This window comes from Streptomyces sp. NPDC085866, from assembly GCF_044541035.1.
Lineage (GTDB): Bacteria > Actinomycetota > Actinomycetes > Streptomycetales > Streptomycetaceae > Streptomyces.
The window spans coordinates 191624-212079 of record NZ_JBITSQ010000006.1 but is presented as its reverse complement, the minus strand read 5'-3'; the positions used below and the strand labels follow the sequence as shown (position 1 = coordinate 212079).

The 20456-nt window shown below is 73.6% G+C and carries 21 protein-coding genes; 17 read left to right on the top strand and 4 right to left on the bottom strand.

The genetic code is table 11. The annotated features are described in order from the left end of the window. Positions 1–19: 19 nt before the first annotated feature. Positions 20–1594 (bottom strand): DUF4157 domain-containing protein, encoded by a 1575-nt coding sequence (locus ACIF83_RS16655; RefSeq protein ID WP_399727440.1) that lies wholly within the window; start codon positions 1592–1594, stop codon positions 20–22. Between the two features lie 247 nt (positions 1595–1841). Here ACIF83_RS16655 and ACIF83_RS16650 point away from each other — a divergent pair, with 247 nt between their 5' ends. The 14 genes from ACIF83_RS16650 (at position 1842) to ACIF83_RS16585 (ending at position 15836) form a co-directional block, all read left to right on the top strand. Beyond that, entirely contained in the window at positions 1842–3401 is a 1560-nt protein-coding gene (locus tag ACIF83_RS16650) for a phage tail sheath family protein (protein ID WP_393471791.1), read from the top strand. A gap of 35 nt (positions 3402–3436) precedes the next feature. Continuing rightward, positions 3437–3877: a phage tail protein gene (locus ACIF83_RS16645; RefSeq protein WP_393471788.1), complete on the top strand. Its 441-nt coding sequence runs from the start codon at positions 3437–3439 to the stop codon at positions 3875–3877. Next, positions 3874–4368, top strand: coding sequence for a hypothetical protein (locus ACIF83_RS16640; RefSeq protein WP_393471785.1), 495 nt, complete (start codon positions 3874–3876; stop codon positions 4366–4368). The genes ACIF83_RS16645 and ACIF83_RS16640 overlap by 4 nt, the downstream gene beginning before the upstream one ends. Beyond that, positions 4365–4523, top strand: a complete 159-nt coding sequence (locus ACIF83_RS16635; protein ID WP_399727435.1) for a DUF6760 family protein — start codon at positions 4365–4367, stop codon at positions 4521–4523. Before ACIF83_RS16640 ends, ACIF83_RS16635 begins: the two co-directional genes overlap by 4 nt. A gap of 4 nt (positions 4524–4527) precedes the next feature. After that, the gene (locus tag ACIF83_RS16630; RefSeq protein ID WP_399727432.1) at positions 4528–7932 is read left to right on the top strand and encodes a hypothetical protein; all 3405 of its coding nucleotides are present in this window, start codon (positions 4528–4530) and stop codon (positions 7930–7932) included. 33 nt (positions 7933–7965) lie between these two features. Next, a complete protein-coding gene (locus ACIF83_RS16625; RefSeq protein ID WP_393471779.1) occupies positions 7966–8391 on the top strand; it encodes a phage tail protein in 426 nt (141 codons plus the stop codon). 64 nt (positions 8392–8455) lie between these two features. Next, positions 8456–9178, top strand: coding sequence for a LysM peptidoglycan-binding domain-containing protein (locus ACIF83_RS16620; protein ID WP_393471776.1), 723 nt, complete (start codon positions 8456–8458; stop codon positions 9176–9178). Next, positions 9175–10998 carry a VgrG-related protein gene (locus ACIF83_RS16615; RefSeq protein WP_399727429.1) on the top strand — a complete coding sequence of 608 codons (1824 nt, stop codon included), beginning with the start codon at positions 9175–9177 and terminating at the stop codon, positions 10996–10998. Before ACIF83_RS16620 ends, ACIF83_RS16615 begins: the two co-directional genes overlap by 4 nt. A 34-nt stretch (positions 10999–11032) precedes the next feature. Next, complete coding sequence (locus tag ACIF83_RS16610) at positions 11033–11350, top strand: PAAR domain-containing protein (RefSeq protein ID WP_393471770.1); 318 nt, start codon at positions 11033–11035, stop codon at positions 11348–11350. Continuing rightward, positions 11350–11772 (top strand): GPW/gp25 family protein, encoded by a 423-nt coding sequence (locus ACIF83_RS16605; RefSeq protein WP_097254132.1) that lies wholly within the window; start codon positions 11350–11352, stop codon positions 11770–11772. Before ACIF83_RS16610 ends, ACIF83_RS16605 begins: the two co-directional genes overlap by 1 nt. Then, positions 11772–13733, top strand: coding sequence for a putative baseplate assembly protein (locus ACIF83_RS16600; RefSeq protein ID WP_399727425.1), 1962 nt, complete (start codon positions 11772–11774; stop codon positions 13731–13733). Before ACIF83_RS16605 ends, ACIF83_RS16600 begins: the two co-directional genes overlap by 1 nt. Next, positions 13730–14293 carry a phage tail protein gene (locus ACIF83_RS16595; RefSeq protein ID WP_399727422.1) on the top strand — a complete coding sequence of 188 codons (564 nt, stop codon included), beginning with the start codon at positions 13730–13732 and terminating at the stop codon, positions 14291–14293. Before ACIF83_RS16600 ends, ACIF83_RS16595 begins: the two co-directional genes overlap by 4 nt. 12 nt (positions 14294–14305) lie before the next feature. Further along, on the top strand, positions 14306–14734 hold the full coding sequence (locus ACIF83_RS16590) for a hypothetical protein (RefSeq protein ID WP_399727419.1): 429 nt from the start codon (positions 14306–14308) through the stop codon (positions 14732–14734). A 355-nt stretch (positions 14735–15089) separates the two neighbouring features. Continuing rightward, positions 15090–15836 (top strand): NADase-type glycan-binding domain-containing protein, encoded by a 747-nt coding sequence (locus ACIF83_RS16585; RefSeq protein ID WP_399727416.1) that lies wholly within the window; start codon positions 15090–15092, stop codon positions 15834–15836. A 3-nt stretch (positions 15837–15839) separates the two neighbouring features. Here the strand turns inward: ACIF83_RS16585 and ACIF83_RS16580 are convergent, their stop codons facing one another. Continuing rightward, positions 15840–16757, bottom strand: a complete 918-nt coding sequence (locus tag ACIF83_RS16580) for a LysR family transcriptional regulator (RefSeq protein WP_393471757.1) — start codon at positions 16755–16757, stop codon at positions 15840–15842. Between the two features lie 125 nt (positions 16758–16882). Between ACIF83_RS16580 and ACIF83_RS16575 the strand changes: the two genes are divergently transcribed. From ACIF83_RS16575 to ACIF83_RS16565, 3 genes are all read left to right on the top strand, one after another. After that, positions 16883–17020 carry a hypothetical protein gene (locus tag ACIF83_RS16575; RefSeq protein WP_399727413.1) on the top strand — a complete coding sequence of 46 codons (138 nt, stop codon included), beginning with the start codon at positions 16883–16885 and terminating at the stop codon, positions 17018–17020. A 64-nt stretch (positions 17021–17084) separates the two neighbouring features. After that, entirely contained in the window at positions 17085–17975 is an 891-nt protein-coding gene (locus tag ACIF83_RS16570) for an NAD(P)-dependent oxidoreductase (protein WP_393471752.1), read from the top strand. A 90-nt stretch (positions 17976–18065) separates the two neighbouring features. Continuing rightward, entirely contained in the window at positions 18066–18341 is a 276-nt protein-coding gene (locus tag ACIF83_RS16565; protein WP_393471749.1) for a DUF1876 domain-containing protein, read from the top strand. A 46-nt stretch (positions 18342–18387) separates the two neighbouring features. On the opposite strand, the gene ACIF83_RS16560 is transcribed toward ACIF83_RS16565, so the two are convergent. After that, complete coding sequence (locus ACIF83_RS16560) at positions 18388–19548, bottom strand: serine hydrolase domain-containing protein (RefSeq protein ID WP_399727970.1); 1161 nt, start codon at positions 19546–19548, stop codon at positions 18388–18390. A 497-nt stretch (positions 19549–20045) separates the two neighbouring features. Further along, the gene (locus ACIF83_RS16555; RefSeq protein ID WP_393472689.1) at positions 20046–20450 is read right to left on the bottom strand and encodes an organic hydroperoxide resistance protein; all 405 of its coding nucleotides are present in this window, start codon (positions 20448–20450) and stop codon (positions 20046–20048) included. Between the last annotated feature and the right edge of the window lie 6 nt (positions 20451–20456).

The following is a 20456-nucleotide window of genomic DNA, read 5'->3' as shown; positions in this document are numbered from 1 at the left end:
GGTCTCGACACGGAAGACCTCAGTCGGAGGCCTTCTTCCACTTGGCGCCCACTTGCTTCCACCGTTCGAGGGCGGGCGGGGAGAGTATCGCGCCTCCGTACTTCTCTTCGTGAAGGCGCTGCGCCTCCCTCAGCTTGTCCGCGACGGCCTCCCAGTCGACGGTGGGCGCGTTCGCCAAGCTCAGTGCTTCCTTCAGATCGCTCGACCGTGGCGTCATCGCGCCCGAAGACGTGTAGTTGAAGTCGGTTCCGGATCCCGGGTCGCCCGTCCTCGTGTCACTCGCCGGTCCCATTTCCAGGTTGGCCGGCATGTTGTGCAGGGCTTTTTTGTTCGCCGCGGTCGAGCCGAGTACCGTCCGTATGTCGTCCAGGAACTCGAACAGCGGTTTCGCGTTCGCCCCGTCCTTCTCGGCCGAGGCGAGTACAGCGTCCAACTCGCTACGGGATATCTTGTGATGGAGGGTTGTCTTGTCGCCCCAGAACGGATAGTCCGCCCGCATCCCCGCATGTGCCGAAGTGACCGCGCTCGCCGCCCAGTCACTGCTGCCACCGCCCGGACCCGCGAACCCGGATGCGTGCTTCGCAATCTCGATCTCCTCGAGGAGGTTGCTCAGCATCGAGTCGTCGCTTTTCACGTCGTCGAGCGTGTAAAGATCGCTGTCGGGCACGATTCCGATCTGTTCGAGGATGAACTCCTTCTCGTTCTGCTTCTTCGCCTTGAACTCTTCGCTGCACCCCTCGAAGTACTCCATTATTTCCTCAAAAGTGGTCTTCGAGGCAGCGGGCGCCGCTGCGGGAGGGTTGTCCTGCCCGGACTTCTTCGTCGGCTTCTTCTTGGGCATGCGCTGCACCCCGGCCGACGCCCCGGTCGCCTGGTGTGCGGCGTCGGCGGTGTGGTCCGCGACCGACCGCCGGGAGTCCGTTCCGTCCCGCATCACCTGCTCGGCCTTGCGCTCGGCCGACCTTTCGAACCGGTCGGAAGGGTCGCTGATTCTCAGGCCGCTGCCGTCGTCGGTACCGGCCACAGCCCCCGCACGCTGCTGGCGGACGTGCTCCAGTTCGTGCGCGAGGGTCTTCTTGTCGATCGCGCCGCGGAACACGATGTGACGGGCGCCGGTGGTGTACGCCTCGGCCCCGACCGCCTCGGCGGAACGCCGGGCAGCGGTGCCGGTGTGGACCGCGACGTCGGAGAAGTCCTCGCCCGAGAAGCGGGCTTCCATCTCCCGCTGCAGCGAGGCGGGCAGTCGGCTGCCGGTGGACCGCACCACGGAGTTCACCGCGTCGGCGGCGTGTGGCTGCGCCGCGGCTTCCCGGCCGTGTTCCGCGCCGTGCTGATGCTCCGAGCGAGGGTCCTCGTGCACTCCGGTGTCGGACTGCTCCGGGGCGTCCGTGGCGTCCGTGGTGCGCGCACGGCGGGCGATCATGCCGGTCACCGCGGCGTTGCCCGCCCCGCTCTGTGCCGCCCGGAGCACGTCGGCGGTGAGCGGAGGCGGCGCGGCGGCACCGCCCCCGGACGTCTCCCGTCGGGCGGCGGCCTGGTGCCGCGTCGGCTGCCGGGTCTCGGTCCGCTCGGTGCGCGGCTTGCCTGTCTGCACCTGTTGCCTCCTCGTCGGCGCACCCCTGGGCCGCCCAGTGGACCGCGCGGGCAGCCGTCGAGTCCAGGTCCGTGCGGGCAGCGTGAGGGCAACACCGGGCGACGCCCGGGCGGTCCGCGCAGGCGTCCGCAAAGGGCAGCGGCCTTGCCCTTGCCCAGGTCCGTGGGTCCCTGTCGTCCCGTTCGGCCGCCGCCCAGACTCGGCCTGGACACAGGTGACTGACCCGTAAGGACGCGAAGGAGCGAGCATGCCGACGTACCTCACCCCGGGCGTGTACGTGGAGGAGGTGCAGTCCGGTGCCCGCCCGATCGAAGGGGTCGGCACCGCCGTCGCCGCGTTCGTGGGCTTCGCCGAGAACGGCCCGTTCCACGCGCCGACGCTGGTCACCGGATGGGACCAGTACACCCAGCTGTTCGGTGGCTTCACCGAGGGCGCCTACCTGCCGCACGCGGTTTACGGCTACTTCGCCAACGGCGGCGGCGCCGCGTACATCGTGCGGATCGGCGGATCCGCCGAGGACGCCTCCGCGCCGGCGGCCCAGGGCGCCAAGCGCCAGGACACCAAGGCCGTGGAGCCGGCGGAGCTCGGCGGTTTCCTGCTCGCGGCCAGGCCGGGTGTCTCCGGGGTGTCGGTGGAGGTCGCCGACGCGGACGGCGAGAACCCGCCGGAGGACCGCTTCAAGATCCTGGTCCGCCAGGGCGACCAGGTGGCGGAGACGTACGAGGCCTCCGCCCGCAAGAACGTCAAGGGGTACCTGGTCAGCCAGGCCCGGGCCTCCAAGCTGATCGAGGTCACCGAGCAGCGCGGTGCCACCCAGAGCAGGCCCGCCAACCAGACCGTGGCGCTGGCCGACGCCCCGGCCGCGCCGGCCGTGCCCGGCTCCGGCGCGGTGTCCCGCCTCGACCCGGCCGAGTACGTCGGTGACGCCGGGGCCCGCACCGGGTTCGGCGGCCTGGAGACCATCGACGAGATCACCATGGTCGCGGTGCCGGACCTGATGAGCGCCTACCAGCGCGGCGACATCGACGCCGAGGGCGTGCGCACCGTGCAGCTCGCCGTGATCTCGCACTGCGAGCAGATGGGCGACCGGGTCGCCGTCCTGGACGCCCCGCCCGGGCTCTCCGCCCAGCAGGTGCGCGCCTGGCGCAACGACGAGGCGGGCTACGACTCCCGGTACGCCACCCTCTACTACCCGTGGGTGCGGGTCTTCGACCCGGCCGCGGGACGCAACACCGTCGTTCCGCCGAGCGGTCACGTCGCCGGTGTGTGGGCGCGCAGCGACGTCGAGCGCGGCGTGCACAAGGCGCCCGCCAACGAAGTGATCCGTGGCGCGGTGGACCTGGAACTCCGGCTCAGCAAGGGCGAGCAGGACCTGCTGAACCCGATCGGCGTGAACTGCATTCGGGCCTTCCCCGGCCGGGGCATCCGGATCTGGGGTGCACGCACCCTCTCCTCCGACCCGGCCTGGCGCTACCTGAACGTGCGCCGTCTCTTCAACTACCTGGAGGAATCGATCCTCCTGGGCACCCAGTGGGTCGTCTTCGAGCCGAACGACGACCGGCTGTGGTCGAGCATCCGGCGCAACGTCACGGCGTTCCTCAGCGAGGAGTGGCGCCAGGGCGCGCTGTTCGGCCGTACCGCCGAAGAGGCCTTCTACGTGAAGTGCGACCGCGACAACAACCCGCAGGAATCCATCGACCAGGGCCGGGTCATCTGTGAGATCGGCGTCGCGCCGGTCAAGCCTGCCGAGTTCGTGGTGTTCCGGCTGGCCCAGTTCTCCGACAGCACCAGCCTCATCGACGAGTGACCCGCGGGTCCGCAAGGAAAAGGTGACAGACAGTCATGGCAACGGGCGATGCTCTTTCCACCCACGTCTTCGGCGTGCAGCTCGGCGGCTACCTGGTCGAATCGATCCAGGAGATCAGCGGACTGACCGTCGAGGAGGAGGTCGTCGAGGTCAAGCAGGTCAGCTCGGACGGCAAGCAGATCATCCGCAAGCAGCCCGGCGCCCGGCAGGCCGGCGAGATCACGATCACCCGGGGACTCGACAAGAGCAGCGAGTTCACCAAGTGGATCAAGGAGACGCTGAACAAGGGCGCCGTGAACTCCGCGCGGCAGAACCTCACCATCGAGATCAAGGACTCCGAGGGCAGCACGGTCCGCCGCATCCAACTGATGCAGGGCTGGGCCTCCAGGTGGGAGGGCCCGTCCCTGAAGGCGGGCGAGTCGTCTCCGGCCACCGAGTCCGTCACGATCGTGTTCGAGGAGATCGTCGTCGAATGAGGCGTCGTACGGTCACGGCGGGCAACCTGGAGGAGATCCTCCAGGCGACGGCACCCGCCGCGGCGCCGGAACAGGCGGTGGCCGCCCCGGCCGCCGCCCCGGCGCCCCGGGAGGACCACGGGCTGCGCACCGAGTTCGAGTTCGAGCTGCCGCGCGGGTACGTCGACGAGGCGGGCACGGTGCATCGCCACGGCACGATGCGCCTGGCCACGGCCCGGGACGAGCTGCGGCCCCAGATCGATCTGCGGGTCAAGGAGAACCCGGCCTACCTGAGCGTCGTGCTGCTGAGCCAGGTGATCACCAGGCTCGGGAACATCACCGACGTGCACGCCGGGATCGTGGAACGGATGTACGCCACCGACGTCGCCTTCCTCCAGGACTTCTACCGCCGCGTCAACAGCGAGGGCCACACCCGTGCGGCGGTGACCTGCCCGCACTGCGACGGCGGCTTCGAGGTCGACCTCTCGGGTGGGCGCCTGGGGGAATCGTGACGTACGCCCTTCCCCGGCTCCGGGAGGAGATCGCGTACATCGCCTACCACTTCCACTGGCAACGCAAGGAGATCCTCGACCTGACCCACGGCGAGCGCCGGCAGTGGGTGGCCGAGATCGCCCGCATCAACACCCGCATGAACGAAGGCGGTTGAGCACATGGCATGGCGGGACAGGCTGCGCCGCCGGGCCGCCGGAGGACCGGACACCGCGGAGCGTCCGCGGCGTGCGGGGCGCACCGGCGCCCCGACGGCCGGTCCGTCCGGCGAGGGCCCGGTCCCGAGCGCGCCCGGCGGCTCGGGTTCCGCCGCGCCGGTTCCCGCCGTGCCGCACGACTGGGACGGCGGCTGGCGCCGTACCGCCGCGCCCGAACTGACCCTCTCCCGCGGTCCGCTCGGCGTCAGTGACGGCCTCGCCTTCCGCGCGGGCCTCGCCGCCTGGCAGAACCCGTCGTTCGACAACGGCCTCGGGCACGCCCTGCAGCCCACCGCCCCGACCGGCCTCGTGCGGGGTGTTGCGCGGCCGGCCGCCGCCCGGCCCACCCACACCGGCGGGGGGCCGCTGCTGCTCCGGGCGCTGCGCCCTGAAGGGGCGGAGGGGCCGCAGGGCGAGGGGGCTCCGGATGCCAGGACCCCGGACGGCACGGCCCGGACGCCGGACGGCCGGACACCGCCGGTCCGGCGCCGGGCGCGTACGGGGGAGCGGGCGTCAGGTCCCGCGCCGTCCGTCTCGGAACCGTCCGGTTCAGCGCTGTCCGGTTCAGCGCCGTCCGGTCCGGTCCCGTCCGGCCCGACGCCCTCCGCCTCCGCCGTACGGCCCACCGCCGGCGGCAACAGCATGGCGAGGAAGGGGCGTTCGAGCGGCGCTCCGCGGACCCGTGGCCTCACGCCCGGCGATTCCCCGGCCGTGCTCTCCTCGTCACCTCCCCCGGTCCAACGCGCCACGGCGCCGGGCACGGCCCCGGTCGTGACTCCCACCGACACCGGCAGGCCGCCGGCCGCTCGGGAGATTCCGCTGGTACGACGTGTGGCGGTGCTCCCGGGCACGGCAGCCGGCGGGGGCATGGCCCGCTCCGCGTCCGAAGGGTCCGCCCCGGCGACACGGGCCGGCGCGCCCGAGCGGGACTCGGCAAACGCATCCCGGCCGACGGCAGGTTCAGGAGGCCGTACGCCCTCCGGCCCCGTCGCCCGGCCCGGCGCGACGGGCACGACAGGGTCACAGTCCGCCCGGGGAGGCGGACAGCCGCAGGCATCCCGCGCCTCCGGCCCCGAGGCGTCCCACCCTGCCGTCCGACTCCGACCGGTCGGGGCTCGGCTGACCGTCGCCCGGCGCCCGGCCGGACCCGCGCGCCGCATCCCCGCCCTGCGGCCCGCCGCCACCCCGGCGACCGCAGGCGGCACCGCCCCTGAGGCACGCGGTCCCGCCCCCGCCACGACCGAACCGGCCGGTACGGCGGTGCCCTCGACCGCCCCCGAACAACGTGCCGCCACCCGCACGGGGAGCCGCGCACCTCTCGGCGCCCCCCTGAGCGAGCTGCCCGCCACGGCCGTCGCGCCGACGCAGGCAGCCCCCGCCCCGCAGTCCCCGCCCGGCGCCGGATCCGGGTCCGGTCGGGCGCTTCCCGTCGTCCAGCGGCACGCCGAAGGCACAGCGGCAGGCGGAGTTGGCGTCTCGCGGTCGGCCGACGGCGGTGCGAGCGGGACTGGGCATGGCGCCCCGCGCCCGGCCGATGGTGGTGCGAGCGGGACGAGGCTTGGTGCCTCGCGGTCGGCTGACGGCGGTGCGAGCGGGACTGGGCATGGCGCCCCGCGCCCGGCCGACGGCGGTGTGAGCGGGACGAGGCTTGGCGCCCCGCGCCCGGCCGACGGCGGCGGGAAGGGGGCGGCCCCCGGCACCCCGGACGGCACCGACAAGTCACGCCGGACCCACGGCCCGGGCCGGAGCGGCGCACGTGTGCGAGGCGGCCTGGGCGCGCCGCTGCCCGCGTTGCCGGCGAGCGCCGACCTGCCCGGTTCAGCCGCGTCCGGCTCCCGCGCCGCTCGTACGGCCGGCCCGGACATCCAGCGCGCCCCGGCCCACCAGGACCGGGGTGCCGGAGCCGCTCCGGCACCGTTCGCGACGGGTCGCGACCGGACGCCCGGCGAGGCCGCGCCCCTCCGGCGGGATGAGGGCGGAGCGGACGCGCCGCTGCTGGGGGCCGTCGACGTCCAGCGCAGCCTCGCGGGCCGGCCCACCACCGCGGGCACCACGTCACCGGGCTCCACGGGCCATGGAGACGGGCCGGCCACACCGCTGGTGACGCCGTCTCCGGTCGCAGCGCCGGAAAGCGCGGCGGGCCCGGCAGGCCCGGGAGGGAATGCGTCACGCTCCGATGGGACCCCCGGTGGGCCGGGCCCGAGCGGGCAACGGCCCCAGGCCCCCGGCGCCCCGGGCCCGGTCGTCGTGGCCCGGGCCCTGGCCGAAGCAGGCACCGAACGCACCGAACACACCGAGCGCACCGAGCGCAGCCGGACCCCTGCCGCCGCCCCGCCGTCCGCACCGACGGCACCCCGCTCCCTCGGCACCGCGGGCGACCGGCCCCGCGGCGCGGCCGACCCGCGCGTGCTCACCGCGACCGGCTCCGGAGCGCACGCCGTCCCTGCGGCACCCCGCACACTCCAGTTGCTCCACGCGCGCCCGCTCACCGTGAACACCCGCGCTCCGGAGGGGGTGGCACAGCCCGCTGCCTCGCGCACCGGCGGCCGTCCCGTGGTGGCCGCGCGCTGGCCGGGCGCGGCGGCCGCCCCGCAGGGCGAGCCCGCGCCGCCCACCGGGGCGTCCGCGCGGCCGTCCCGGAACCCGAGCCCGTCCGCAGGCGCCCCGGCAACGCCGCAGGTACAGCGGGCCGTGACCGCGTACGGACCGGACAACTCGGGGGCACGAAGCACCGGTTCCCCGGCGACGCCTCAGGTACAGCGGGCCGTGACCGCGTACGGACCGGAGAACTCGGGGGTACGAGGCACCGGTTCCCCGGGGAACGTCCAGCGCGTCCCGGTCGTACGCCCTGCACCGCCGGGGCCGGAGACCTCCGGGGCGTTCGCCCGGGCCGCCGCGGTACCGGGGCGCCCGCTGCCGGTGAGCGCCCCGCTGGCGCCGCCGCTCACGGACCGCCCGTCGGCCACGTCGGCACCGGCACCGGACGGGACCGTTCCCGTGGTCCGGCCGAGGAACGTCGCGCCGGGCCCCCGATCGACGGCGGGCGGCGGCGGGACCGGCCCGGCGGCACCCCCGGTCCAGCGCGAGGTCTCCGGCGCCGGGAAGACCGTGCCCAAGGGCGTACCGGGCAAGGCGTCGCCGGCGCGCGGCAGGCAGCAGCCGTCCGGCACGTCCACCACGTCCTCGACGTCCACTGCGTCCTCCGCCTCGGGCAAGCGCACGCCCCACCGCACCGAGGCACCGCAGGACCCCGGCCTCGACCTGGACGACCTGGCGCGCCGCCTGCTGGACCCGATGGCCCGGCTGCTGCGCACCGAACTGCGGCGCGGCCGGGAACGCACGGGCCGCCCCTACGACGGACGCCGCTGAGGGCACGGAACGGATCGGACGGATGACGGACGAATGACGGACAACATCTTCGCGACGAGCGTGTTCTTCCGGCTCGCGATCGGCGGCAACGACCTGGGCGCCTTCCACACCTGCTCCGGCATGGGCGCCGAGGTCGAGATGGAGAGCTACGCGGAGGGCGGCAACAACGACTTCACCTGGCAGCTCCCCGGCCGCGTGACCTGGTCGAACATCACGCTCACCCGGCCGGTCACCGCCGACACGGCGAAGATCGCCCGCTGGCTCGACGAGACGCTGAGGCGGGTGGAGCCCAAGGACGGCGAGATCGTGGCGCTGAGGCCGGACCTGAGCCGGATCATCAGCTGGCAGGTGTTCGGGATCGTCCCGGTGCGCTGGCAGGGCCCCTCCTTCGACCCCAACAGCTCGCAGGCCGCGGTGGAGACCCTGGAGATCGCCCACGAGGGGCTTCGCCCTTCCTGACCCACCCTCGACCACCGCCCCGCTCCTCGGTTTTCGCCCTTCGTCCCGGAAAGGAAGTCCCGGCATGTCCCCAGCGTCCCGCTCCAGTCGGGCCAGGGCCCAGCTGACGCTGAAGGAGCCCCCGGCCTCCGTCGGCGCGAAGCCCGGCGGGACGATCGCGCAGCTGAACCTCCAGTTCAACCCCTCCACCCTGGAGCTGCGCAAGACCACCGAGTGGCGGCGCTCCCCGTCCCGGATGGCGGGGCAGTCGGCGCTGCCCGAGTTCGTCGGCAGCGGCCCGCGCGAGCTGAGCCTCGAGGTGTTCCTGGACGCCACCGCCACCCACGACAACTCCGTGGAACTGGCGGTGGAGAAGCTGATGAAGGCGTGCGTGCCGACTCCGGCCAGCCTGGGCCGCAAGAAGCCGGCCAGTCCGTGGGTGCGGTTCGAGTGGGGCACCGCGCGGACGACCTCGTTCGACGGGGTGCTCTCCAGCCTGTCGGTGACGTACACGCTCTTCGACGTGGACGGCAAGCCGCTGCGGGCCACCTGCGCGCTGTCGATCGAGGAGGCGAGCGTCGACCCGCCGGGCCAGAACCCGACGTCCGGCGCGCGCACCGCCCGCAGTACGCACACCGTCGTGGCGGGCGACAGCCTGGCCCTGCTGGCCTGGCGGGAGTACGGCGACGCGACGGCCTGGCGGGCCATAGCGGAGGCGAACGAGATCGACGACCCGATGGCGCTCGTACCCGGCACCGAACTGGTGGTGCCGGCGCTGCGGGACGCGGGCGGTGAGGAGGAGCGGTGAGCACATCCGGGGAACAGGGCGGCCGGTCGTTCGCGGCGGACCCGATCGTGGAGGCACCCGGCGAACTTCCGCCGATCTGGGCCGCCCAGCTGGTCAGTTGCGTGGTGGACGAGAACGTGGGCCTGCCGGACGCGGCGGTGCTCACCTTCCGCGACCCCGACCACGAGTTCCTGACGGCGACCGGCATCACCATCGGCACCCCGCTGAGGGTGTCGGTCGTGACCGTGAGCGGACAGGCACGCGAGCGGCTCTTCGACGGCGAGGTGACGGCCCTGGAGGTGGACCGGGACCGCACGGGCTCGTTCACGGTGGTGCGCGCCTATTCCAAGGCGCACCGCCTGCAGCGCGGCCGGAAGGTGGTGGCGTACCGGAACATGACGGCGGCGGCGATCGTCCGCAAGGTGGCCGCCGGGGCCGGGCTGGCCTGCGGAACCGTGCAGGCCGCGCCCGTCACGTACCAGCAGCTCTCGCAGGCGAACGTGTCCGACTGGGACTTCCTGCAGTTCCTGGCGGCCGAGAGCGGCGCGCGGGTGCGCGTCGACGACAAGGGTCTGCTCCAGTTCACCAAGCCGGAGAAGGCCTCCGGCGCGCCCGCGCCGTCGACCTCGGCCACCCGGAACCCGATGGTGCTGGAGTACGGGCGGAACCTGCTGGCGCTGCGGGCCTCGCTGTCGGCCGCGGACGGCGCGCAGCAGGTGGAGGTGCGCGGCTGGGACGTCACCACGAAGCGGCCGCTGGTGTCCCGGCAGCCGTCGGTGAACAGTGACACGGTGGTACCCGGCCTGAGCCCGGCGTCCGCCGCCCGGCTCGGCAAGTCGTCGAAGCTGACCGTCACCGACACCCCGTACCGCACCCAGGCCGAGACGACCGCGGTCGCCGACGCGGTGGCCGCCCAGGTCAGTGCGGGCTTCGGCGAGCTGGAAGTGGTGGCCGAGGGCAACCCCAGGCTGCGGGCGGGCAAACCCGTGGCGCTCGGCAACGTCGGGCAGGCGTTCTCCGGCAAGTACACGGCGACGGCGGTGCAGCACGTCCTCGAACCGCAGGGCGGGTACCGGACCACGGTGTGGGTCAGCGCCAGCCCGGACCGCTCGCTCACCGGCCTGGTGACCGGCGCCAACGCGCCGTCCCGCGGCCCGCGCATGCCGGGACTGGCGATCGGCGTGGTGACGGACGTACGTGAACCGGGCGGCTCCGAGCGCGGCGCGGTGAAACTCAAGTTCCCCTGGCTGGACGACACCTACGTCACCGACTGGGTGCGCACCGTGCAGTGGGGCGGCAAGGGCGGCGGTGGCGTGGTGAGCCCGGAGGTCAACGACGAGGTCCTGGTGGGCTTCGAACAAGGCCTGCTGGACAGCCCGTACGTCATCGGAGGGCTCTACAACGGGGTCGACAAGCCGTCGAAGCACGACGTGCCACTGATCGACAAGACCAGCGGAAAGGTCAACCGCCGTTCCATCGTGTCGCGTTCGGGGCACCGGGTGGAGCTGCTGGACGCGCGGGCCCCGGGACGCTCCGGGGTGCGGCTGATGACCGGCGACGAGCGCCTCGAAGTGTTCCTCGACGACCGGCAGAACCGGATCGAGCTGACGGTGTACGCCGGGAAGGCCAGACCCGTCACCTCCGTCGTGCTCGATGGGAGCGGCATCACGCTGGACGCGAAGCAGGGCAACGTGACCGTGAAGGGCCGGCAGGTGGACATCACCGGGACGAACAAGGTGCAGATCGACGGCCGTTCGGTGGGCGTCAACGGCAAGTCGGACGTCACCGTCGACGGCGGTCTCCTGGGCGTCCTCAAGGCCAAGCTCATCCGGATCAACTGACCCCCGTCCCCCGGGATTTCGAAAGGAGCGCCGCATGCCCGCCGCAGCCCGTACCGGCGACCCCACCAACCACGGCGGGGTGATCGCCACCCCGCCGCCCGGCGCCGCCACGGCGGTGGCGACAGTGCTGATCGGCGGCCGACCCGCCGCCGTCGTGGGCAGCCTGCACGCCTGCCCGATGCCACCGCACGCCGCCCTGGGACCGGCCAACGTGGTCGTGCCCAACCCGGCCGGGCTCGCGGCCGGCACCGTCCTGATCGGCGGGTTGCCCGCAGCCAAGGCACGCGATCAGACGGCGTGCGGCGCCATGATCGTGACCGGCGCCCCGAACGTCCTGATCGGCGGTGTGTGATGAGCGAGCGGTTCATCGGCCGTGGCTGGGCGTTCCCGCTGCGGGTCGGGCCGACCGGCGGGATCGCCATGGTCGAACGGGAGCGGGAGATCGAGGAGGCGATCCGCCTGGTGCTCGGCACCGCGCCCGGCGAGCGCCCCATGCGCCCCGAGTTCGGCTGCGGCATCCACGACTACGTCTTCGCCCCCGGTGACGGCGCCACCGCCGGACGCATCGCGCAGCAGGTGCGCGAGGCCCTGGAGCGGTGGGAGCCGCGGATCGCGGTGGACGACGTGGTGGTCGCCTTCGACGCGGTCGAGGACGGCACCCTCTACATCGACGTGCACTACACGGTGCGTTCCACCAACGACCGGCGCAACCTGGTCTTTCCCTTCTACACGATCCCCTCCGAGGAGGGGGCCGAGGAAGCGGGCGCTCACTGATGGCCCTGCCCTCCCCGAACCTGGACGACCGGCGGTTCCAGCAACTCGTCGACGAGGCGAAGCGGTACGTGCAGCAACGCGCCCCGGAGTGGACCGACCACAACGTCTCCGACCCGGGCGTCACCCTGATCGAGACGTTCGCCTACCTCGTGGACCAGCTGCTGTACCGGCTGAACCGGGTTCCGGACAAGAACTACTCCGCGTTCCTCGACCTGTTGGACATCCGGCTGTTCCCGCCGACCGCGGCCCACGCCGACGTCGACTTCTGGCTCTCGGCGCCGCAGCCCGACACGGTCGCGCTGCCTGCGGGCACCGAGGTGACCACCGCGCGCGGCGAGAACGACGAGGCCGTGGTGTTCACGACCACGGACGAACTGCGCATCGTCCCCAGCGAGTTGATGCGCCTGCTGACCGCATCCCGGTCCGGTCAGCAGACCGACCGGACGGCCGTGCTCACCGAGGGCCACGACATCCCCTGCTTCCAGGCGGCACCGGAGCCGGGCGACGCGGTGCTGTTCGGCCTGCCGACGGCGGTGCCGCGCTGTGTCGTCGCGGTGCGCCTGGACAGCCGCGTGGAGGGCGTCGGCGTGGACCCGCGCCAGCCCCCGCTCGTGTGGGAGGCCTGGGACGGCGGCGGCTGGCAGCGGTGCGAGACCGGCACCGACACCACCGGCGGGCTGAACCGGCCCGGCGAGGTCGTCGTGTACGTACCGGCCGGGCACACGGCGTCGGTGATCGGCGGAATCCGGGCCGGCTGGCTGCGCTGCCGGGTGACCGAGGCGGAGCCGGGGCAGCCGTTCTACTCGGAGTCCCCGACGGTGCGCGAGGCGGCGGTGTTCACCGTGGGCGGCACCATGTCCGTCGAGCACGCGGAGACCGTGACCGATGTGCCGCTCGGCACCTCGGAAGGGGTCTCGGGGCAGACGTTCCGGATCGGCCGCCCGCCGGTACTCCTCGACGGCGAGCCCCCCGTGGTCGAGGTGTCCTCGGCCGAGGGGTGGCAGCGCTGGGAGGCGGTGGAGCACTTCGGCCGCTCCGGTCCCACCGACCCGCACGTCCGTGTGGACGCCACGACCGGGGAGTTCACCTTCCCTCCGGCGCTGCGGGAACCGGACGGCACGCTGCGGCAGTGCGGTGCCGTACCGCCCAAGGGCGCCCAGATACGGGTGGCCCGCTACCGCACCGGAGGCGGTCCGGCGGGCAACGTCGCCCGCGGCGCGATCTCGGTGCTGCGCAGTTCCGTCCCGTACGTCGCCCGGGTCACCAACCGGGAGGCGGCCCGGGGCGGCGTCGCCGGGGAGACCGTCGCCAACGCCAAGTTGCGGGCGCCGGAGGTGCTGCGGATGCAGGAGCGCGCGGTGACCGCCGAGGACTACGAGATCATCAGCCGCCAGGCCGCGCCCTCGGTACGCCGGGTCCGCTGTCTGCCCGCCGCGGACGGTCCGGGCACGGTACGGGTTCTGGTGGTGCCGGACGCGGTGGCCGACGAGGGCGACGACCGGCTCCGCTTCGAGCAGCTGATCCCCTCGGACCAGGTGCTCGAAGCGATCACCACGAGCCTCGACGAGCGGCGCCTGATCGGCACCCGCCTCGTGGTGGAGCCGCCGGTGTACCAGGGCGTCACCGTGGTGGCCCGGCTCGCGGCGGCGCCGGGCGACACCGACCGGGTGCGCGACGCGGCGCTCGACGCGCTGTTCCGGCACCTCAACCCGCTGAACGGCGGTCCGGACGGCACCGGTTGGCCGTTCGGGCGGCCGGTGCAGTACGGCGACGTCTTCGGCGTCCTGCAGCGCGCCACCGGCAACGCGCTGGTGGAGGAGATCCGGCTGTTCCCCGCCGACCCGATCACCGGCCGGCGCGGTGCCCCGTCGGACCGTATCGACGTGGCCCCGGGCGCGCTGGTCTTCTCCTACCAGCACCAGGTGGTCGTCACGGCCGTCGATCCGGAGGCGCGGGGATGAGCCGCGCCGCCGTGCCCGGCCTGCCGAGCAGGTACCCGATCGGCGAGCAGCTGCCCGCCCTGTACGCCGACGACGACTTCGCGCAACGCTTCACCGCCGGTCTCGACACCGTCCTCGCCCCGGTGTTCGCGACCCTCGACAACCTGCCCGCCTACCTCGACCCCCGGGTGACCCCGACCGACTTCCTGGCCTGGCTGGCGTCGTGGGTGGGCGTCGCGGACGACCCGAAGTGGCCCGTGGAACTGCGCCGCGAGGCGGTCCTCCGCGCGGTGGAACTGCACCGGTGGCGCGGCACCAGGCGTGGCCTGGTCGAGGCCCTGCACCTCGCGCTGGGCGTGCACGCGGAGGTGACCGGTGACGGCGGCGCGACGTGGTCGAGCACCGCGGGTGCCGAGCTGCCTCCGGAGCCGGGCGCCGAGTTCCTGGTCCGGGTGTGGCCGGCCCGCGAGGTGCGGGTGGACGTGGTCAGGGTCCGCGAGATCGTCCGGGCGATGTGCCCGGTGCACACGGCCTTCCGGGTGGAGGTCCTGCCCGCCCCGCCCGCCGACGAAGGGAGGTGACGTCATGCGCGCGTGTCCCGCCTGCGGGGCGTCCAACGACCCCACGGACGACTTCTGCGGCAACTGCGGCGCGTACCTGGGCTGGTCCGACTCCACACCGACCTCGAACACGCCCTCGCCCACGACACCGGAGCCGCCCGCACCGAGCACGTCTCCGGCCCCGGAGCCGTCGGCCCCGGGCACGTCTCCGGCGCCAGGGCTGTCGGCGCGGGGCACGTCTCCGGTGCCGGGGCGGCCCGCACCGAGCACATCTCCGGCAGCACAGCCGCCGGCCCCGGGCACACCTGCGGCGACGGAGCCGTCGGCCCCGTCCTCGGAGCCTCCGTCCGCGCCCGCCACCGCCCCGGCGCCCGCCGCGCGTTCGGCGCAGGAGCCGGCGCCCGCCGCGCGTACCCGCACCTCATCGTTGCGCGGCCGGCTGACCGGCCGCGGCCGCGGTGAGGCGAGGGAGCCGAGCGCAACGGACACCGGGGGCTCGGGCTCGGGCTCCGGCGCCGACCCGGTCCGGACCGAGACGACCCCTCCGCCCCCGGCCGCTACGGACGAACCGACCGCAGCCCGCGGCCCTGCCGCTGCCCCGGCGGACGAACCGGTGGCCGCCGACGGCGAGGACGCCCCACAGGGGCCACCCGCACCCGACGACGAAAGCCGCACGGGTGGTGCGGGTGGGAACAACCCGGCCGAAGGCGAAGCCGAGGCCGCCGTACCCCCCACCCCACCTGCTCCGACCATCCCGCCCCGCACGCCGCAGGCGCCGACACCGGACCCGATCGGACCCGTACGCCCCGCAAAACCGGTGGCCCCCCGCCCCGTCGTACGACCTGTCGCGGCGCCGGACGAGGGGACGGGGCGGCCCTGCCCCGCCTGCGGGACCCTCAACCAGCCGGAACGCCGGTTCTGCCGACGCTGCGCGGCCGAGCTGACCCCCGCCGCGAAGCCCGCACCGCTGCCGTGGTGGCGGACGGTGTGGCCGTTCCACCGCCGGACCCGGGCGGGCTCGGGCCGCGCGTTCCGGTTCTTCGTGATCCTGGCCGTGGTGCTGGCGCTGTGCGCGGGCGGCTTCCTGCTGCTGCCGGCCGGACGCGCCCTGTTCGAGGACACCCGGGACAAGCTGGGCAAGGCCAGGCCCGTGACCCCGGCCGCCGTCAGGGCGAGCGCAGAGGTGCGCGGGCATCCGGCGACGGACACCACGGACGGGCTGAGCAACCGCTACTGGGGCGCGCCCGGGCCGGGCGCCTCGGTGACCTACACCTTCGGCAAGCCGTTCCGGCTGGTCGACGTGATCATCACCAACGGCGCGTCCTCGTCCCCGGAGGAGTACGCCCGCCAGGCACGCGCACTCCAGCTGGACATGGAGGTGACGACACAGGACGGCGAGAAGCACCACAAGGAGGTCACCCTGAGCGACAAACCGGGCCCGCAGACGATCTCCACCGGGATCAGCGACGCGAAGACGGTACGCCTGGTGCTCCGCTCGCCCGTCGGTCTGACCCGGGGCCGTCACCTGGCCATGGCGGAGGTGGAGTTCTTCCAGCGGAGCTGACAACTACCAGGCGCGCGCCGCCCGCTGGAGCGCCTCCCGTACGCGGACCACGTCCGGATTGGCCTCCGCTCCCGGACGCTGCACCAGGAAAAGGGTGTTGAGCGGCGGCTCCTGCGGGTCGTGGAGGAGGGCCAGGCGGCCGGTGTCCAGGTGGTCCTGGCACAGGGAGCGGGGGAGCACGCTGTACCCGGCGCCCGCGGTGACCGCCGACAGGACGGCGTACAGGTTCGGGACGGTGAGCGCCGCGCGCGCGGTGAGCGGTCGGCCGAAGACCGTGCGCCAGTAGCGGCGGGCGATGGGCAGATCCTCGGCGTAGGTGACCAGCGGGACCTCGCGCAGGGCCGTGCAGGGGTCGCCGTCGGCGAGCCGGCCGGCCCAGACCGGCGAGGCCACGAGCAGGTACTCCTCGTCGGCCAGCGGTGCGGAGGGGAGCGCGCGGCCCCGGGGGCGGCGCGTGGCGACGACCAGATCGTGCCGGCCCGCCCGCATCTCCTCCAGCAGCGGCTCGGTCAGCCCCTGCGCGACCCGTACCTGCACGCCCCGCGCGATGAGCGGGGCGAGTGCCGGCAGCACCCGTACGCACAGCAGCTCGGAGGGGCCCGCCAGGTGGACGGGCGCGGTGTGGCCGGTCAGCGGGCCCGCACCGCCCTCCAGTGCGGCGAGCGCGTCGAGCGGACCCGCGACCTCGCCGGCCAGCTCATGGGCGTACGGCGTGGGCTCGACCCCGCGGGGCAGCCGGGTGAACAGCTCCCGGCCGGTCTGTTGCTCCAGGGTGCGGATCTGGGCCGTCACGGTCGGCTGGGACAGGCTCAGCAAGGGCGCCGCGGCGGTGAGGGAGCCGGCGCGGTACACCGCCAGGAACGTGCGCAGCAGGTTCAGGTCGGCGGGCGCGGAGCCGGCGGCCGTCGTCCGGGTGTCCATGCGGCCAGCGTAGCGGCGACTCATATCGGAGTATCGATGGCGGATATCGGCGCTCCTATTGGTTTCCCGATGGTCGAGCGGCCTACGGTCGAGGACATCCGACACAACCAGGAAGGAAACCGCCCATGAGCACGCAGAGCGCCATTGACTGGCCCGACCGCCGGCTCCCCGGAACCGGCGACAATCCGTCTCCGACGAGGCCGTCGTGCGGGGCCTGGCTCGACGGACTGGTCCGCGCCGCCGCCGGAAAGGAACGGTCCTGAGGGTCGTCCGTACGAAGATGATCGCGGACCACGAGGGCAGGAACCGTACGACAGGGAGCCGTCAATGACCGACAAGCCGACCGTCAGTGTCCTGGGCACCGGCATCATGGGCGCCGCCATGGCCCGCAACCTCGCTCGCACCGGATGCGGGGTCCGGGCGTGGAACCGTACCCGTGAGAAGGCCCAGCCGCTGGCCGCGAACGCGATCCGGGTCACGGAAACGCCCGCCGAGGCCGTCGAGGGCGCCGACGTCGTGCTGACCATGCTGTACGACGGCAACGCCGTGCTGGAGGTCATGCGCGAGGCCGCCCCGGCGCTGCGTCCGGGCACGGTGTGGGCGCAGTGCACCACCGCCGGGGTCGAACTGGTCGCCGACCTGGCCGCCTTCGCCGACGAGCACGGGCTGGTGTTCTACGACGCTCCCGTCCTCGGCACCCGCCAGCCCGCCGAGGCCGGTCAGCTGACCGTGCTGGCCGCCGGGCCCGAGGAGGGCCGGGAGACGGTCACGCCCGTGTTCGACGCGGTCGGCGCCAGGACCGTGTGGACCGGTACGGACGGGGCGGCGGGCAGCGCCAGCCGGCTGAAGCTGGTCGCCAACAGTTGGGTCCTCACGGCCACCGCGGCGGCGGGTGAGGTGCTGGCCCTCTCCCAGGCCCTCGGCGTCGACCCGCAGGACTTCTTCGAACTGATCCGGGGCGGGCCGCTCGACATGGGGTACCTGCGGGCCAAGGCCACTTTGGTGCTCGACGGGAAGCTGACCCCGGCGTCGTTCGCCGTGGCCACCGCCGCGAAGGACGCCCGGCTCATCGTGCAGGCGGCCGAGCGGGGCGGGGTCCGGCTCGACGTCGCCGCCGCGACGGCCGAACGGCTCGCCCGGGCCGCCGCGCAGGGGCACGCCGACGAGGACATGGCCGCCGCCTACTTCGCCAGCTTCGACGAGAAGCCGGCCGGCTGAACCGGCCCAAAGGCCGCGACCGGGCCTCCGCATGACGTTCCGCGCGCGCGGGAGCACCCTGGTATCAGTGGTTCTCCGGAGGTGGTCGACATGATGCACACCGCTGTGGGTTGGCACGTGGAGCTGGAATTCCGGGAAGACGACACGCACACGCGCGCCGTCGCCCTGGTGCGGTTGCCCGACGGCAGCGAGGTCCGGGCCCATGGGAGCGCGAGCCGTCACCGCGTCGACTCGAACCAGCCACGGGTCGGCGAGGAGATAGCGGGCGCCCGCGCGCTCAACGAACTGGCCATGGAGTTGCTGACCAAGGCCCATGGGGAGATCGACGCGGCGTCCGGCCGGACCTCGCACCCGATCAACGTGTGACGCCCAAGGGGCGCGTGCGGCGACGCACGCGCCCTGAGCAAGTGCCCTACGCGAGCGCCCTACGCACCGCCCGCACCAGCGCCTGCGCCCTCGGGTCCGCCGTCACGCTCTTCCTGAAACCGTTGGTGACATAACCGAACGCGACGCCCGTCTCCGGGTCGGCGAACGCGAGGGCGCCGCCCCGGCCCGGGTGGCCGAAGGAACCGGGGGAGAGCAGCGGGGACGCGCTGCCGTGCAGCATGTAGCCGAGGCCGAACCTGGTGCCCACGACGAGGATCCGGTCCGGTCCGGCGGACTGCTCGGCGCGGGCCAGTTCCATGGTCCGGGGGGTCAACAGACGTGTGCCGCCGTCCACTTCACCGATGAGCGAGCCGTAGAAGCGCGCCAGGCCGTCGGCGGTGGCGATGCCGTTGGAGGCGGGCAGGGCGGCCGCGCGGTAGGCGGGTGCGTTCTCGTCCGGGAGCGGGGTGATCGCGGCGAAGGCGCGCCGGGTGAGGGAGTCCGGGTCGGCGTAGGCCTCGGACACGGACCGCTTCGGGCGGGTCTTCAGTGCGCCCGACGCCTGGGGTGTCTCCACGGGTCCGACGCGGCCCACGCGCGCCTGCTCCGCCGCGGGCAGGCCGAGCCACAGGTCGGCGCCGGCCGGCGCGGCCATCTCGTCGGCCACCCACGCGCCCACCGGCCGCCCGGTGATCCGCCGGACCAGCTCGCCGGTGAGCCAGCTGTAGGTCTGCGCGTGGTAACCGTGGTCCGTGCCCGGCTCCCACACCGGCGCCTGCGCGGCGACGGCCGCGGCCCCGAGGTCGGGGTCGGTCGCCTCCTCGGGGGTCAGCGGGCGGTCCAGCACGGGCACGCCGGCCCGGTGCGCGAGCAGGTGCCGGACGAGCGTGCGCTCCTTGCCGGCGGCCTTGTACTCGGGCCAGTACGTGCCGACCGGGGCGTCCAGGTCCAGTTCGCCGCGCTGGTGCAGCAGCAGGAGCGCGGCCGCGGCGACACCCTTGGTCGCGGAGCGCACGATCTGCGCGGTGCCGTGCTCCCAGGGGGCCGTACCGTCCACATCCCTGGTGCCGCCCCAGAGGTCGACGACCTTCCGGCCGTCCCGGTACACGGCGACGGCCGCACCACGCTCCCCGAGCAGCGCGAAGTTCGCTGCGAACGCCTCCCTGACCGGCTCGAAGCCCTCGGCCACCGTGCCGTTCACATCCACATCCACGCCCGGTCCCTCCACTCGCTTGCGACCATGAGTGAAACACGGGCGTGTGGCCTTGGATTCCTCGGTAGATGGTGATATCCGCTACGGTCCGGCGCCCTCCGGCCCGTCCTCGTACCCGGCCGGGACCGCGTCCTGCGGCTCGCACGCCGACCGGATGAGCTCCTCGACCCCGGACGGGTTCCGTTCGTACCGGTGGACACGGACCCGTCGAGGGTGCGCAGCTCCAGCTCCTCGCGCCAGACCCGGTACTCGAACCTGTCGCCCTCGTCCGTCCAGTACCCGTGTGTCTCGGTGGTCAGCTCGGCCCAGGTGTAGGCGCGGTAGGACCAGAAGCACGACGCCCCGGCGGAATCGGTAGAGCGCGCCCCGGTTCCAGGCGAGTGCGGTCACCTTGCGCGGCATCAACCAGTGCACGGCACCCCCCTGCCCCGCCCGGACGGGCGACACCGGCGTTGCACCCGGGACGGGGTGCCGTCACCCGGGCGTGGGGCTCAGCCCAGCAGGATCGTCACGTCGATGTTCCCGCGCGTCGCGTTCGAGTACGGGCACACCTCGTGCGCCGCGTCCACCAGCTTCTCCGCCATCTCCCGGTCCAGGACCGGCAGGGAGACGCTGAGGGCGACCGCGAGGCCGTACCCGCGATGCTTGTTCGGGCCGATGCCGACCTTCGCGGCCACCGTGGAACCGGTCAGGTCGTAGCCCGCGCGGTTGCCGACCAGGATCAGCGCGTTGTGGAAGCAGGAGCTGTAGCCGGCCGCGAACAGCTGCTCCGGGTTGGTGCCGTTGCCGTCTCCGCCCAGCTCCGGGGGCATCGCGACCTTCAGCTCGATCCGGCCGTCCTGGCTGGTGACAAAGCCGTCCCGGCCACCGTGGGCGGTGGCCTCGGCGACGTACATGATCTT